Origin of the sequence: Lentzea sokolovensis, assembly GCF_033949975.1 — a bacterium.
GTDB lineage: Bacteria > Actinomycetota > Actinomycetes > Mycobacteriales > Pseudonocardiaceae > Lentzea > Lentzea sokolovensis.
In genome coordinates, this window is the sequence record NZ_JAXAVU010000005.1 from 14,872 (window position 1) to 30,246 (window position 15,375).

Below are 15,375 nucleotides of genomic sequence, written 5' to 3' on the forward strand. Positions count from 1 at the left end.
GCACCCCGGCGCGGCCAAGAGGGAGGCGGCCGCACCGGGGCACTGGATCCGGTTCCGTCGAGTCACCCCCAGGTCTGACTCCTCCGAACCGGCTGACGAGGACTCTGCCGGACGCCGCTCACGCGCCGCTCACGCCTCGATGACAAGTAAAAAGGCCCGCAGCCGAAGCCGCGGGCCTTCACCGAACAGCAGGGGACTGTCCGGTTCCCCCATGACCGGATTCCTCCCGGACCGCACCACTGGGGAGGGGCGGCCCGGAGGGTGCGCGGCGATCGTGACAACCCCCCAATACTTCGCTGTCACTCTCGTCGCTCCGGCTGATGACCACTTTGCCCGGTGGCGCTCACACTTCGGTCACACCGAGTCCTCGCCCCTACACTCGGCGCTCGGTCACCGAGCGGGAGAGGGGCGACGTGCGAGTCGAGTACCGCGTGCTGGGGCCGCTCGAGGTACTGCTCGACGGTGTCCCGGTCACCGTCCCGGCCGGCCGGTGCCGGGTTCTTCTCGGCACGCTTCTCCTGCGCGCCAACGAGTTCGTCTCCGTGGACGAGATCGTCGAGCGGCTGTGGGACGGGGTGCCGCCCAGTGCGGACCGCGCGGGCAAGACGTTGCACATGGTCGTGACCCGGTTGCGGCAGGCGCTCGGCGTGGCGAGCTGCGTGCGGACTCGTCCGGGCGGCTACGTGGCCGTGGTCGAGCCCGAGCAGCTCGATCTGCTCAGGTTCCGCGCCCACCTGAAGACCGGTGAGCACGCTGCGGCGACGGCGTTGTGGCGCGGGCCGGTGCTGGCGAACGTCCCGTCGGAGTCGTTGCACCGCGACCTCGTGCCGGCGCTGGTCGAGGAACGCCTGGCGGCGCTGGAGAAGCGGATCGACGACGACCTGGAGCTGGGTGTCGCGGCGGAACTGGTGCCGGAGCTCAGGACGCTCACCACCCGGCACCCGGTGCACGAGGTGTTCTGGGCGCAGCTGATGCTCGCCCTGCACCGCAGCGGGCAGCAGGCGGACGCGCTCGCGACCTACCAGGAGGTCACGGCCGTGCTGGGCGAGCAGCTCGGCGTCACGCCGGGGCCGCGCCTGCGCGAAGCGCAGCAGCAGGTCCTGGCGGGAGAGATCCCCTCTGGGGCGGTGCTCGTCCCGTCGCATCACCACGTCCCCCGGCAGCTGCCGACCGCGTTGCCGCACTTCGTCGGCAGGGAGCGGGAACTCGACCGGCTCGACGCCGTGCTCGCGTCCGGGCAGCTGGTGATCAACGGCAGCGGGGGCATCGGCAAGACGTCGCTCGCGGTGCAGTGGGCGCACCGGATCGCCGGCCGGTTCCCGGACGGGCAGCTCTACAGCGACCTGCGCGGGTTCGATCCGACCGGGGCCCCGGTGAACCCGATCAGCACGGCCCGCGACTTCCTGCTGGCGCTCGGCGTGCCCGCGGACGAGATCCCGGCCGCCACCGAGGCGATGCTGGAGAGCTACCGGACGCTGCTGTCGCGGCTGCAGGTGCTGGTGCTGCTCGACAACGTCCGGGACGTGGCGCAGGTGCGGCCGCTGCTGCCGGGCGGGTCGCAGAGCCTGGCCGTGATCACGTCCCGCAACCGCTTGCGCGGCCTGGTCACGCAGGACCGGGCGTTTCAGCTCGACGTCCTGGGGCCGGAGGAGTCGATGATGCTCTTCGGCGGCAGGGTCGGCGCGCACCGGGTCGCGGAGGAGCCCGCGGCGGCCGCCAGGCTCGTCGAGCTGTGCGCGGGACTGCCGCTGGCGCTCGCCGTCGTGGCGGCACGGGCGACGCTCGACCAGCACCCGCTCGGCATGCTCGTGCAGGAGCTCGAACACGCCGCGCTCGACGCGTTGGACACCGACGATCCGCTGACCAGCGTGCGGGCGGTGTTCTCGTGGACGTTCGGGTGGCTGAGCCCGGTGGCGGCGCGCCTGTTCGTGCTGCTGGGCCTGCACCCCGGCCCGGACGTGACCGAGCCCGCCGCGACCAGCCTCATGGCGCAGCCGTCGGCCGACGCACTGGACGAGCTGGTCCGCTACAGCCTGATCAACAGCCAGAACGGCCGCTACCGGCTGCACGACCTGATGCGTTCGTACGCGGCGGAGGAAGCGGCTCTGCGCCTGTCGGCCGCTGAGCGCGCGGATGCCCAACGGCGGTTCTTCGACCACCTCATGCACTCCGCACTGGCCGCCGCGGTGAGGTCCGACCCGTTGCGCCAGCCCATCACCACGCCGGACCCGGCTCCCGGCGCCGTCGTGCTGGCGTTCGAGGTGAGCACCGACGCCGACCGCTGGTACGCCGAGGAACGCGCGGTCTTCGGTCCTGCGGTCGTCGCGGCGGGCGAGGCGGGCTTCGACGGTCACGTGTGGCGCACGGTCTGGGCGATCCGGCACTTCCTGCTGGCCACCGGACGGTGGCGCGAGGGCGAACGCCTGCAACGGCTCGCCGTCACCGCCGCGCGCCGGGCGGGTGATCTGGAAGGGGAGTGCCGGGCCCGCCGCGGCCTGGTGTCCTGCCTGGTGCCGGGCCGGGAGTTCGACGAGGCCGAGCGCCAGCTCCGCGCGGCCGTCGCCCTGGACGAACGGCTGGGCGACCTCATCGGGTTGTCGAACGACCTGCGCGGCCTCGCCTACCTTTTGGCCAGGCAGGACGAACACCTGCGTGCGCTCGACCCGCTGCTGCGGGCGCTGGACGTGGCGATGCGCAGCGGCGACCGCATCGAACTGGCGAGCGTCTCGGCGTCGCTGGCGTTCGTGCACCACGAGCTCGGCGACCACCACGAGGCGGCGGCGCACGCCGAGCAGGCCCGTGACATGTACCTGGAGCTGGTGCCGGACGAGCGGGACACCGTGGTGGCCTCGAACCGCGACACCCTCGGCAGCATCTACCGCGCGCTGGGCCGCTACGAGGAAGCGGAGGCGAACTACCTCAGGTCGGTCGAGCTGCAGGCAACGTTGTCCTACCGCCACTACCAGGCGGACACGCTCGTGCGACTGGCCGACATGAAACGGGACCTCGGCGAACTGGACGCCGCCCGCGGTTACTACCTCGCGGCGCTCGACGTCTACGACGACCTGGGCAACGCGCAGGCGGACGACGTGCGCGAACTGCTGGCCTCGCTGAACTGAGACCGGCCCCTCCGCGGTGAAGAGGGAGGTGACCGCGGAGCGGCCGGCCGTTCACAGAGTCGCTGGTCGCGCTCACACTCCGGTCACGGGCCCGACCCCGGAAACTGATGAGCGGTGCTGGTGGCCCCCCAGGTAACTCAGCCACCAGCACCGCTGAGAAGTACTCTGCCCGACCCCGCTCACACTTTGCTCACACCGCGATCACACGCCGCTAAACTGGCCGCGACCTGGGAGGATCTGTGCGAGCCGAGTACCGCGTGCCGGGTGAGGCGGACCGCGTGCGCACGGGCGAGGCCTTACCGGGTCTGGATCGGCGTGACGAAGTTCCCGCGGTGTGGCAACGCTCGGGCGAACTCCGGCGTGATCTCGGCAGCCGGCGGGCGGAGTACCTCGCCGAGAGGCTGACGGCCTTGGAACAGCCGGGGCGACAGCGACCCCCCAGGCGAAGCCCTGCCGCTGTCGTCCCCGGCTGATGATGAGCTTGCCGAGCGGCGCTCACACTTCGGTCACATCCTCGAGAATCCACTGTGGACGAGCAGGTGAAGGAGCCCATGAACGTCGAGTACCGCGTCCTCGGGCCGTTGGAGGTGCTGCGCGACGGTGTGCGCGTGCCGGTTCCCGCCGGGCGTGGGCGCGTGCTGCTCGCCACGTTGCTGTTGCGGCCCAACCGGTTCGTGTCCGTCGACGAGCTGGTGGAACGGCTGTGGGACGGTGAGCCGCCCACGCTCGACCGCGCGCACAAGACGTTGCAGATGGTCGTTCGGCGGCTGCGGATGGCGTTGGGGGACGCCAACTGCGTGCGCACGGCCACCGGCGGCTATCTGGCCGAGGTGGACCCGGAGCGGCTCGACCTGACCCGGTTCCGGCGGCTCGCCGCCGAGGGCGAGTTCGCCGCCGCGCTGGCGCACTGGCGGGGTGAGGTGGCGTCCGACGTCGCCTCACAGCACCTGCACCGCGAGGACGTGCCGCCGCTCGTCGAGGAACGGCTCGTGGTGCACGGCCGGCGCATCGAGGCCGACCTGGCGCACGGGCGCGGTGCCGAGCTGGTGGACGAGCTGCGGGAGCTGACCGGCGAGCACCCGTTGCGCGAGGGGTTCTGGGCGCAGCTGGTGCAAGCGCTGCACCAGGCGGGGCGGCCGGCGGAGGCGCTTGCCGCGTACGAGCAGATCCGCGACCACCTCGACGACGAACTGGGCGTCGAGCCCGGTCAGCCGTTGCGCGACCTGCACGCGCGGCTGCTCGACCCGGCCTCGCGGGCCGGCGTGCCGCGGCAGTTGCCCGTCGGGGCCGTGCACTTCGCCGGTCGCGACGCCGAACTGGCCAGGCTGACCGAGGTCACCACGGGCGGGGCGGCGGTGGTGATCACCGCGATCGACGGCACGGCGGGGATCGGCAAGACCGCGCTGGCCGTGCGGTGGGCGCACTCGGTCGCGGACCGCTTCCCGGACGGGCAGCTGTACGTCGACCTGCGCGGCTTCGAGCCGTCGGCCGATCCCGCCGACCCCGCCGAGGTGCTGGCGGCGTTCCTCGGCGCGTTCGGGGTGTCCGGCGGCCGGGTTCCCGTGGACCTGCCCGAACGCGCGGCGCTCTACCGCAGCGTCGTCGCCGACCGCCGGGTGCTGGTGCTGCTCGACAACGCCCGCGACGTCGAACAGGTCCGTCCGCTGCTGCCCGCCGGACGCGGCTGCCTGGTCGTGATCACCAGCCGCAACCGGTTCACCGGACTCGTCGTCCGCGAGGGCGCGGTCCCGGTGACGCTCGGCCTGCTCGGCGAGGACGACGCCGTCGCACTGCTCACCGCCCGCCTCGGTGCGGGCCGCGTGGCCGCCGAACCGGACGCTGTCGCGGACCTGGTCGCGTTCTGCGGCGGCCTGCCGCTCGCCCTCGCCGTCGCCGCCTCCAGGGCGGCCGACGATCCCGGCCTCGGCCTGCGCGCGCTCGTCGACGAGCTCAGGGCCGCGGACGGCCTGATGACCCACGTCGAGGCGGTCTTCGCCACGTCCTGCAGCCGCCTGGACGACGACACGGCGAGGCTCTTCCGGTTGCTCGGCCTGACGACAGGCCCGGACATCTCCCTGGACGCGGCCACCGCGCTCGACGGCCGCCGTCGCGCCGAGGTGCGCAGGTCGTTGCAAACGCTGGCGCGCATGCACCTCCTCGTCGAACGCTCGCCTGGCCGGTACACGTCCCACGACCTGCTGCGCGAGTACGCGCGCTCGCTGCGGGAGACGGATCCGGCCGCCGAGCGGCTCGCGGCGGTCCGCCGGCTGCTGGAGTTCTACCTGCACTCGGTGGACAGCGCCGACCGGCTGTTGCGCCACAGCCGGGTCGCCATCACGTTGTGCCCGTTGTCCGACGGCGTGCAGCCGGTGTTGTTCGAGGACTCGGCGGTGGCCGCCGCCTGGTGCGAGACCGAGCACGAGAACCTCCTTGCCGCAGTCGGGCTCGCCGGTGAGCGCGGCCTGCACCAGCACGCCTGGCAGCTCGCGACCGTCATGTTCGGCTACCTCTACCTGCGCGGGCGGCCGTCGGAACGGATCGCGCTGTACCGCGTCGCACTCGCGGCCGCCCGCGCGAGTGCCGACAGGTACGCCGAGGGCATCACCCTGCACTCGCTCGGCAACGCCTTCTCCGCCCTGGGAGCGTTCGCCGACGGCGCCGTCCACTACGCCGAGGCGCTGCGGGTGCGCGAGGAGATCGGCCACCTGCACGGCATCGCGGTCACCCTCGACCAGTGGGCCATCAACCACGCGATGAGCGGCGACCTGCAGTCGGCGAAGGCCCTGCACGAACGCGCGATCGAGAAGCGCCAGGAGCAGGGCTCGCCGTCCGGGCTGGCCATGGCGCTGAACAACTACTCGATGACGTTGGTGGGCCTCAAGGAGTTCGACGCCGCACTCGCCGCGAACGACGAGGCGTACGCCGTCGTCACCCAGGAGGGCATGGCCGAACTCGCGGCCTCCACTTTGGACACTCGCGGTCTGCTGCACCTGGAACGCGGCCACCTCGCCGAGGCCGTCGCGACGTTCCAGCGGGTGCTCGCACTGCCCGACGACCAGCTGCCGGACGCCATCAAGACCGTGACGCTGGAGAACCTCGCCGACGCACACGCCCGTGCGGGACGCGCGGAGGACGCCGTGGCCGCGTTGAAGGAGGCGTTGCTGCTCCGTGAGGACATGGGCAACGAGAAGGCCGCGGAGAAGCTGCGTGCCCGCATTGCTGAACTCTCTTAGATCCACGTCGGATGTCACACTCGTCAGGAGAGGGGTGAGCCTGCGGTGAGCGTCGAGTTCCGGGTGCTGGGCCCGCTGGAGGTGCTGGCCGACGGGAAGCCGGTGGCGGTGCCGGCCGGGCAGGTGCAGACGTTGCTCGCGACGTTGTTGTTGCGGCCCAACGAGTTCGTGTCAGTGGATGACCTCGTGGAGAGGTTGTGGGACGGCGAGCCGCCGGCGGCTGATCGCGCGCACAAGACGTTGCACATGGTCGTGGCCCGCCTGCGCAAGTCGCTCGGCGCCGCGAACCGCGTGCGCACCGTGCCAGGGGGTTACCGGTTCGACGCCGACCCCGACGAGCTGGACCTGCTGCGGTTCAGGGCTTTGTCGGCTGCTCAGGACTTCACCACCGCCACGGCGTTGTGGCGTGGTCCGGTGCTCGGCAACGTCGCCTCGGACTCGCTGCACCGCGAGGACGTGCCACGACTTGAGGGGCAACGGCTCGACGCGCTGGAGTCGCGCATCGGAGCCGACCTGCACCGCGGACTCGGCCGCGAGCTCGTCGCCGAGCTGCGATCGCTCGTCGCCGACCACCCGTTGCGGGAGTCGTTCTGGCGGCAGCTGATGCTGGCCCTGTGCCGCGCGGGCCAGCAGGCCGAAGCGCTGGCCGCCTACCAGCGGGTGCGCGAGCAGCTGGCGGACGAGCTCGGCGTCGATCCTGGTCCGGCGTTGCAGGAGCTGCACCAGCAGATCCTGCGTGGCGAGGTGCCCTCCGGCGGTCGTCAGGTGCCGCGGCAGCTGCCCGCCGGTGTCCGGAACTTCGTCGGCCGCGACGACGAGCTCCGCCTGCTCGGCGAGACGAGCGGTGTCACCGTCGTGCACGGCGTCGGCGGCGTGGGGAAGACCGCCCTGGCACTGCGCTGGGCGCGTGAGGCGCGGGACGACTTCCCGGACGGCGACCTGTACCTCAACCTGCGCGGGTTCGACCCGGAGGCGCAGCCGGTCGATCCGGCGGCCGCGGCGGAGACCCTGCTGGTGGGGCTGGGCGTGGAGAAGGTCCCCACCGACGCGGACGCGCGATTCGCCTTGCTGCGCACCACGTTCGCCGACCGGCGGATGGTGCTGGTGCTCGACAACGCGGCCGCGCCTCGCCAGGTGCTGCCGCTGCTGCCCGGTGTCGCCGGCGTGCGCGTGGTGGTCACCAGCCGCAACCAGCTGCGCTCGCTGGTCTCGCAGCACGACGCCACCTCGATCAGCCTGCGCCAGCTGGACCTGGACGCGGCGCTGGAACTGCTCACCGCCGTGCTCGGCGCCGAGCGGCTGCACGCCGAACCGGAGGCCGCGCGCGAGATCGTCGAGCGTTGCACCGGGCTGCCGTTGGCGCTGCGGGTGTTCGCCGAACGGGTCGCGCGCTTCCCCGACGTGGCACTGCGGGAGTTCGTCGCGGAACTGGACGAGGCTCGGCTCGACGCGCTGACCGACTACGACGACATCGACGTGCGCGCGGTGTTCTCGTGGTCCTACCAGGCTTTGGACGCCGGCTCGGCGCGGATGTTCCGGTTGCTGTCCGTGCATCCCGGCCCGGACTTCGACGTCGGCGCCGCGGCCGCGCTCGCCGGCGTCTCCGTCGCCCAGGCCCGTCGTCTCCTGGAGCGGCTGGTCGCTGATCACCTGGTGCAGTCGCGGACTCCGGGACGGTACGAACTGCACGACCTGTTGCGCGTGTACTCGGCGGAACTGTGCGGTGACGAAGAAGAAGCGGCGTTGCGACTGACGGAGTGGTACGTCCACACGCTGGAGAACGCGACCTCGCTCGACTCGGCCAAGATCGTCCTGCGTGCCGACGCCGTGACGTCCGGTGTGGTGCCGCAGGAGTTCTCGTCGTGGTTCGTCGCGCAGAGGTGGCGCCGGGAGGAGTGGGCCAACCTCAAGGCCGTCACGTTCGCCGCGCTCGCGCGGGGCCTGCACCGGCACGCTCTGCTGATCCCGGTCCACCTGCACAGCTACCTGACCGTCGACAGCACCCACTGGCACGACGCGGTCGACCTGTTCGAGGCGGTGCAGGGGTTCGGCTCGGTGGCGGAGCAGGGCATCGCCCGCACCAAGCTGGCCGCGATCTACGAGTGCGTGGGGCGCTTCGACGAGTCGCTGCGCAACTTCGAGATCGGGCTGGCGCTCGTGCGGGCGGAGGGCGAGCGGGTCTCGGTCGCGGGGGTGCTGGGCAACATGTCGAAGCTGTACAGCACGCTCGGGCGCCGTGAGGAGGCGGAGACCTACCTGCGCGAGAGCCTCGGCATCGCGGCCGAGATCGGCGACCTCAACCTGCAGATCGTCAGCCACTGCAACCTGGCGGCCAGGTTCAACCGCGACGGGCAGTGGGAGAAGGCACTGCGGGAGGCCGACCTCGCCGCGCCGCTCGCCGCCCGGCACGGCGACGAGTTCCTCGTGGTTCGCGTGCGCGCCTACCGCTCCGCCGCGCTCGCCGGGTGGGGCAGGTACGCCGAGGCCGAGCCGGAACTGCGGGCGGTCGTGGCGTTCATGAAGGACGTCGGCGACACCGACGGAGTGACCGAAGGGCTGGTGCTGATCGGCGACGTGCTGGTCGGTCAGGGCAGGCTCGACGAAGCCGCGGCGACATGGCAGGAGGCCATCGACGTCTACCGGTCGAGGAACGACGCACGGGCGGACGCGCTGGCCGCGCGGGTGGCGGCGCTGAGCTGAACTCTCGCGGCGACCTTTGCCATCCGTGTCGTCCAGGTCAGTCGCATCGGGTAAGCATGTGCCCGGAAGAGGGGAAGGTGCATGAGCCTGCACGTCGCGGTCGACTTCGGCACGTCGAGCACCTGCGTCGCGATCTCCGCGCACGGCCGGGAGCCGCAGGTCGTCGTGTTCGACGGCCAGCCGCTGGTGCCGTCCGCCGTGTTCGCCGCCGCCGACGGGACGTTGTTCGTCGGTCAGGAGGCCGAGCGCCAGGCCGCGGTCGACCCCGCCCGTTACGAGCCGCACCCGAAGCGCCGCGTCGACGAGGGGGAGTTGCTGCTCGGCAGCACCGTGCTGCCCGTTGTGGACGTTGTGCGCGCGGTGCTGTCCCGAGCCGTAGGGGAAGCACGGCGCGTTGGCGGTGGAGCGCCTGTCGACCTTCTCGTCCTCACCCACCCCGCGGACTGGGGCACGGTCCGCACCCGCGTCCTGCTGCAGGCTGCCCGCGGGCTCGGCCGCGAACTCGTGCTGGTGCCCGAACCGGTCGCCGCCGCCGTCTTCCACTCCGCGAGCCACTCCATTCCGGACGGTGCCGCCCTCGCCGTGCTCGACCTCGGTGGCGGCACGGTCGACGCCAGCGTGGTGGCGCGCGCGGGCAAGAGCTTCCGGGTGCTGTCCGCCAAGGGCGACCCGAGCTTCGGTGGCGCCGACATCGACCAGGCGTTGCTCGAACACGTCGGCGGACTGGTCGCGGCCAAGGACCCCGAGGCGTGGCGGCAGCTCGTCGAGGGCCGCGAGATGGCCGACCGGCGCAAGCGGCGGGTGCTGCGCCAGGACGTGCGGGGCGCCAAGGAGACGCTGTCCCGGCACGCCTACACCGACGTGCCGATGCCGCAGCCGTTCCCCGACGCGCACGTGACGCGGTCGGACCTGGAGCAGCTGATCACCGCGCCGCTGAGCCGGGCGGCCGCGCTGGCCGCCGCCACCGTCCGCGACGCCGGTCTGCGGCCCCAGCAGCTCGCCGGGGTCTTCCTGGTCGGCGGGTCGAGCCGGATCCCTCTCGTCGCGCGCCTGGTGCACGACCAGATCCGCGTGGTGCCGACGAGCATCGACCAGCCGGAGACGGTGGTGGCCCGCGGCGCGCTGCGGGCGGTCAGTCTCGATCCGGAACGGACCGGCGGCGTCGCCCAGTCGCCGAAGGGCCCGTCGGGTGAGGTGACTCACAACCTGCGGGTCGGCGACGACACCACCCGCAAGATCACCCGCCGGATCACGCCGCCGCCTCCCGGGCAGTTCCCCGTGTCGTTCGCGACGGCCTCGCCGTCGTTGCCGCCGAGGAAGAAGAGCAGGGCGCCGCTGTTCATCACCATCGGTGTCGTGATCGTCCTCGCGGCGGCGGGTGTCGGTGGCTACTTCTGGCTGAACCGCAAGCCGCCGCAGCAGCCGACTCCGCCCGGCGATCAGATCGCCGTCTACGACTACAGCTTCACCCGGCCGGACGGGTGGGAGCAGACCGGCGGCGCGGCCGGTGATCGGCAGGTGCTTTTGCAACCGATTGAGCGCAAGAATTCCGAAGGCAAACAACCGGACGCGCGCATTGCTGTGCAGGAGCAAACTCTCACGTACAACAGCGACCAGGACCGAGTTCGTGCGTTGAGTGAGTTGAAGGGCCTGTATCAGCAACGCAAGGACAATGGAGACGAGGTCGCCGACTTCGTCGACAACACCACATTCGCGGGCAAGTCTGTTGTTCACTATCGCGAAGTGGTCGAAGTGACCGGGGTCGAGTGGTACATCCAGTTCGCCGGCGACGTCCAGGTGAGCGTGGGGTGCCAGGCGACGGAGGCCACCAGGGCCCAGGTCCGCACCGCCTGCGAGCGGATCGTCAGCTCGCTCGTCATCAAGTGACAGTCGCAACGTCAGGGAGTCGCCGATGTCCGCCACCGAGGTCCTCGCCCGGTTCCGCGCCGAGGTAGGAGCCGCGGTCACCCGCGCCCGTCGCGCGTCGGGTGAGGTCGGTGAACGCAACGCCAAGCTGCGGGAACGCACGCGTGACCTCGCCGCGCAGGCACGTGAGCGCAAGGTCGAGCCCGGCGCTCAGGCCACCTCCTCCGAGGTCCGGGAGACCGCCGCGGGCTTCCGCGCGGACCGGGGTCTGGCCGTCGAGCAGGTGCCGAGTGCCGCCGACCTCACCGCGCCCGTTCCAGTTGAGACGGAACGGGTGACTCTCGGTTCTTCCGCCGTCGCCGGTCCGAGTGGTCAGCTTCCCCGTGTGAGTGACGATGACGAGGACTTTTCGCAGTCGCGAATCCTCTACTGACGCCTGGTTTCACCCGGAGCCGTTTACTAGCGCAACTACTTCGAAAGAAATCGCGACAGGACGGAACCGACGTGGCAGGGTCCTCGTCGGAAGAGACGTACGCACCAAGAAGTACGACTTGAACTTCTCTGAAGGGGGCATCTCCCAATGGCATTGACCGTTACCGCTGAAGAGCTCGACGCCCTGGCGAAGCACATCGCCGACGTCAACGAGCAGACGCAGGGCACGCTCCGCCAGGTCGGCAACACCGTCGACACGCTGGCCGGCACCTGGAAGGGCAACGCGGCCACCGCGTTCGCCAACCTGATGGCGCGCTTCCACGACGACGCGTCGAAGGTGCAGGAAGCGCTGATGGCCATCGCCGAGCAGATCTCGAGCTCCGCTGACGTCTACGCCCGCAACGAGGAAGAGCAGTCGCAGAGCATGACCGGCATCACCGGCCGTCTCAGCAGCTGATCTCGCTTTCGTTCGTTAGTCGCTTCTCGCGTTTCCAGACTTCAAAGACATTCCAGGGGAGATAGCAATGACTGGTGAGATTCAGGTTACCTTCGCCGAGGTGGCGAACGCGGCTTCGCAGATCAGCAGCTCCGCCAAGAGCGTCGACCAGCAGCTGGACGACCTGCGCTCGAAGGTGACGAGCACGCTCTCCGGCTACACCGGTGACGCCGCCACGCAGTACCAGGCCGCGCAGGACAAGTGGGACAAGGCCGCCGCGGACCTGCAGGCCGTGCTCGCCGCCATCGGTACCGCCGTGCAGCAGGCCGGCGAGGCCTACGAGCAGTCCGAGCGCATGAACGCTCAGCGCTGGTAAGTCATCGCAGTAGGCAAGATCTCGCGAGCCCCGGAACCACGTGGTCCGGGGCTCGCGTATGTCCATGGTGAGGTGGCTTCGGAGGGGCCGTTTTGGTCCCGGAGCCACCCATCCGGTATCTTCTGACGTTGTTGTGCGGTAGCTGGCACCCCTATGTGTCGCGCCTGTCTCGGAACCTCCGCTTGGTTCGTCCAAGATCGGTCTGGGGCAACCGCCGCAGTGACCCCAGACGCAAGTGACGACGAGGTAGATCCGTGCGCACGTACAGCCCGAAGCCCGGTGAGGTGACCCGCACCTGGCATGTGATCGACGCCCAGGACGTGGTGCTCGGCCGGCTCGCCACCCAGGCCGCGACGCTGCTGCGCGGCAAGCACAAGCCGACTTACGCACCTCACGTTGACACCGGTGACTTCGTTGTCATCATCAACGCTGACAAGGTCGCTCTGACCGGTGCGAAGCGCGACCAGGCGTTCCAGTACCGCCACTCCGGCTTCCCCGGCGGTCTGCGCAAGCAGTCCTTCGGCGAGGTCCTGGACACCCGTCCGGACCGCCTGGTGGAGAAGGCGATCAAGGGCATGCTGCCCAAGAACCGCCTTGGCCGTCAGATCGCGAACAAGCTCAAGGTCTACGCAGGCGCGAGCCACCCGCACGAGGCGCAGCAGCCGCAGGCCTTCGAGATCAAGAAGATCGCCCAGTGAGCGACGAGAACACCGAGGAAGTTCCTGTGACCACCCCTGAGAACGAGACCCCTGAGGTCGAGACCCCCGAGGTCGAGGCCGAGGTTGTCGAGGCCGAGGTCGTCGACGCTCCTGAGGCCGAAGAGGCTCCCGAAGCCGTTGAGGCCGAGGCCGTCGAGGCTGACGCCGACGACGCCGAGGTCGAGGAGACCTCCGCTCCGGTGGTCGCGCCCTCGCTGAACGGCGCCGCGCACCTCGCGCAGACCGTCGGCCGCCGCAAGGAGGCCGTCGTCCGCGTCCGCCTCGTGCCCGGCACCGGCAAGTTCACGCTGAACGGCAAGACCCTCGAGGCCTACTTCCCGAACAAGGTGCACCAGCAGCTCATCAGGGAGCCGCTCGTCACCACGGAGAAGCCCGAGACCTTCGACGTGATCGGCAACCTGCACGGCGGCGGCATCACCGGCCAGGCCGGTGCGCTGCGTCTCGCCATCGCGCGTGCGCTGATCGCCATCGACGCCGAGGACCGCCCGGTCCTGAAGAAGGCCGGCTTCCTCACTCGTGACCCGCGGGTCAAGGAGCGCAAGAAGTACGGTCTGAAGAAGGCCCGCAAGGCGCCTCAGTACTCCAAGCGCTGACGGGTCAGTCGCTGGGCGAGCTGTGTCTGCTTCGTCAGACCACTGCTCGAACCGGCGACTGCGGGGACACCCCGCACCCCGAGTGCGTTACAGCTGTACCTGCGGGAGCAGCAGTTCACTACGAACTGCTGCTCCCGCAGTGTTTTCAAGGGTTTCCGGGTTTTCCGGGTCAGTCCCCGCCGCCTTGCAGTGTCCACTTCGGAGGTTCCATGGCCCGCCTGTTCGGCACCGACGGTGTACGCGGTCTCGCCAACGCCGATCTCACCCCTGAACTCGCGATGTCCGTCGCTTCCGCGGCGGCGCGGGTGCTCGCCGAGCACGACCGCACCCACCGCCCCATCGCCGTCGTCGGTCGCGACCCCAGGGCGAGCAGCGAGATGCTCGACGCCGCCGTCACCGCGGGCCTCACCTCGGCCGGAGCGGACGTGCTGCGCGTCGGCGCACTGCCCACGCCCGCCGTCGCGTACCTGGTCGCAGCCCTCGGCGCCGACATCGGCGTGATGATCTCCGCGTCGCACAACGCCATGCCGGACAACGGGATCAAGCTCTTCGCCGCCGGTGGCCACAAGCTGCCCGACTCGGTCGAGGACGAGATCGAGCAGCACATGGGCGCCGGGTTCGACCGGCCGACCGGTGCCGCGATCGGCCGGGTGCGTGATGTTCCCGACGCCGAGACCCAGTACGTCGAGCACCTGCTCAAGGTCACACCGCACCGCCTGGACGGTCTCAAGGTCGTGGTGGACTGCGCGAACGGTGCCGCGTCGGTGGCCGCACCGGACGCCTACCGCCGCGCGGGGGCCGAGGTGATCGCGATCAACGCGAACCCGGACGGCCTCAACATCAACGCCGGCTGTGGTTCCACCCACATCGACGTCGTGGCCGCCGCGGTCCGCGAGCACGGTGCCGATCTCGGGATCGCGCACGACGGTGACGCCGACCGCTGCCTCGCCGTGGACGCCCAGGGCGAGCCGATCGACGGCGACCAGATCCTCGCGGTCCTCGCGCTCGCCATGCGCGACGCGGGTGAGCTGTTCGAGGACACGCTCGTCGCCACCGTGATGAGCAACCTCGGCCTGCACATCGCCATGCGCGAGTCCAAGATCCGGCTGCGCACCACCGCCGTCGGCGACCGCTACGTGCTGCAGGACCTCAAGGCCGGCGGTTTCTCGCTGGGCGGCGAGCAGTCCGGCCACGTCGTGCTGCCCGCGCACGCCACCACCGGCGACGGCCTGCTCACCGCGCTGCGCCTGATGGCCCGCATGGCCGAGACCGGCAAGTCGCTCGCCGACCTCGCCTCGGTGATGCGCCGCCTGCCGCAGGTCCTGATCAACGTGAAGGTCACCGACAAGGCGGCGGTCGCCAAGGCGTCCACGGTCAGCGAGGCCGTCGCCGCCGTCGAGGCCGAGCTCGGCGACACCGGCCGCGTGCTGCTGCGCCCGTCCGGCACCGAGCAGCTCGTGCGGGTGATGGTCGAGGCCACGAGTCACGAACAGGCCGAGTCGGCCGCGCAGCGCCTCGCGGGTGTGGTTTCCTCGGTGCACTGAGGACAGATGGGGGCTGGGGAATGACCATGTTGATGTTGCTCGTACTCCTGGTGTTCCTGGGAGGTGTGACAGCGGTCATCATCGCCGTCGTCACGACGTCGAAGCGCAAATCCGTCGCCCAGCCCCCGTTCCCGCCCGGTCACGGCCATCCGCAGCAGCCGTACGGGCAGCAGCACCCGCAGGGATTTCCGCAGCAGGCCCCTCCCCGGCAAGGATTTCCCCAGCAGCAGCCGAACCCGTCCCACGGGTACCCGCAGCAGCCCCCTCCCGGCACGCAGCCGCCCGCGCCCGGCGGCTGGTGACCAGGCGCCACCCGTTCAGCGGTGATCATCGGCGTCTTGCGCCGAATGGCTGTTT

Annotated in this window: 11 protein-coding genes; all 11 read left to right on the forward strand. The window is 70.7% G+C overall.

What is annotated here, in order from left to right:
- Positions 1-413 precede the first annotated feature (413 nt).
- The 11 genes from SK854_RS10830 (at position 414) to SK854_RS10880 (ending at position 15,320) form a co-directional block, all read left to right on the forward strand.
- Positions 414-3,119, forward strand: a complete 2,706-nt coding sequence (locus SK854_RS10830) for an AfsR/SARP family transcriptional regulator (RefSeq protein WP_319974932.1) — start codon at positions 414-416, stop codon at positions 3,117-3,119.
- Positions 3,120-3,646: 527 nt separating this feature from the next.
- A complete protein-coding gene (locus SK854_RS10835) occupies positions 3,647-6,352 on the forward strand; it encodes an AfsR/SARP family transcriptional regulator (RefSeq protein ID WP_319974933.1) in 2,706 nt (901 codons plus the stop codon).
- Between the two features lie 45 nt (positions 6,353-6,397).
- On the forward strand, positions 6,398-9,052 hold the full coding sequence (locus SK854_RS10840; RefSeq protein ID WP_319974934.1) for an AfsR/SARP family transcriptional regulator: 2,655 nt from the start codon (positions 6,398-6,400) through the stop codon (positions 9,050-9,052).
- A gap of 81 nt (positions 9,053-9,133) precedes the next feature.
- A complete protein-coding gene (locus SK854_RS10845; RefSeq protein WP_319974935.1) occupies positions 9,134-10,939 on the forward strand; it encodes a type VII secretion-associated protein in 1,806 nt (601 codons plus the stop codon).
- 25 nt (positions 10,940-10,964) lie between these two features.
- Positions 10,965-11,351, forward strand: a complete 387-nt coding sequence (locus tag SK854_RS10850) for a hypothetical protein (RefSeq protein WP_319974936.1) — start codon at positions 10,965-10,967, stop codon at positions 11,349-11,351.
- Positions 11,352-11,498: 147 nt separating this feature from the next.
- On the forward strand, positions 11,499-11,807 hold the full coding sequence (locus SK854_RS10855; RefSeq protein ID WP_319974937.1) for a WXG100 family type VII secretion target: 309 nt from the start codon (positions 11,499-11,501) through the stop codon (positions 11,805-11,807).
- A 67-nt stretch (positions 11,808-11,874) separates the two neighbouring features.
- Positions 11,875-12,162 (forward strand): WXG100 family type VII secretion target, encoded by a 288-nt coding sequence (locus SK854_RS10860; protein WP_319974938.1) that lies wholly within the window; start codon positions 11,875-11,877, stop codon positions 12,160-12,162.
- Positions 12,163-12,416: 254 nt separating this feature from the next.
- Entirely contained in the window at positions 12,417-12,860 is a 444-nt protein-coding gene (gene rplM, locus SK854_RS10865; protein ID WP_030478339.1) for a 50S ribosomal protein L13, read from the forward strand.
- 26 nt (positions 12,861-12,886) lie between these two features.
- Positions 12,887-13,474, forward strand: coding sequence for a 30S ribosomal protein S9 (gene rpsI / locus SK854_RS10870; protein WP_319974939.1), 588 nt, complete (start codon positions 12,887-12,889; stop codon positions 13,472-13,474).
- Positions 13,475-13,683: 209 nt separating this feature from the next.
- Entirely contained in the window at positions 13,684-15,018 is a 1,335-nt protein-coding gene (gene glmM, locus SK854_RS10875; RefSeq protein ID WP_319974940.1) for a phosphoglucosamine mutase, read from the forward strand.
- Positions 15,019-15,044: 26 nt separating this feature from the next.
- Entirely contained in the window at positions 15,045-15,320 is a 276-nt protein-coding gene (locus SK854_RS10880; protein WP_319974941.1) for a hypothetical protein, read from the forward strand.
- Positions 15,321-15,375 lie beyond the last annotated feature (55 nt).

Coding starts and splice junctions, on each gene's coding strand:
- SK854_RS10845 (WP_319974935.1), top strand. CDS start 9,134: ATGAGCCTGCACGTCGCGGTCGACTTCGGCACGTCGAGCACCTGCGTC.
- SK854_RS10850 (WP_319974936.1), top strand. CDS start 10,965: ATGTCCGCCACCGAGGTCCTCGCCCGGTTCCGCGCCGAGGTAGGAGCC.
- SK854_RS10855 (WP_319974937.1), top strand. CDS start 11,499: ATGGCATTGACCGTTACCGCTGAAGAGCTCGACGCCCTGGCGAAGCAC.
- SK854_RS10860 (WP_319974938.1), top strand. CDS start 11,875: ATGACTGGTGAGATTCAGGTTACCTTCGCCGAGGTGGCGAACGCGGCT.
- glmM (WP_319974940.1), top strand. CDS start 13,684: ATGGCCCGCCTGTTCGGCACCGACGGTGTACGCGGTCTCGCCAACGCC.
- SK854_RS10880 (WP_319974941.1), top strand. CDS start 15,045: ATGTTGATGTTGCTCGTACTCCTGGTGTTCCTGGGAGGTGTGACAGCG.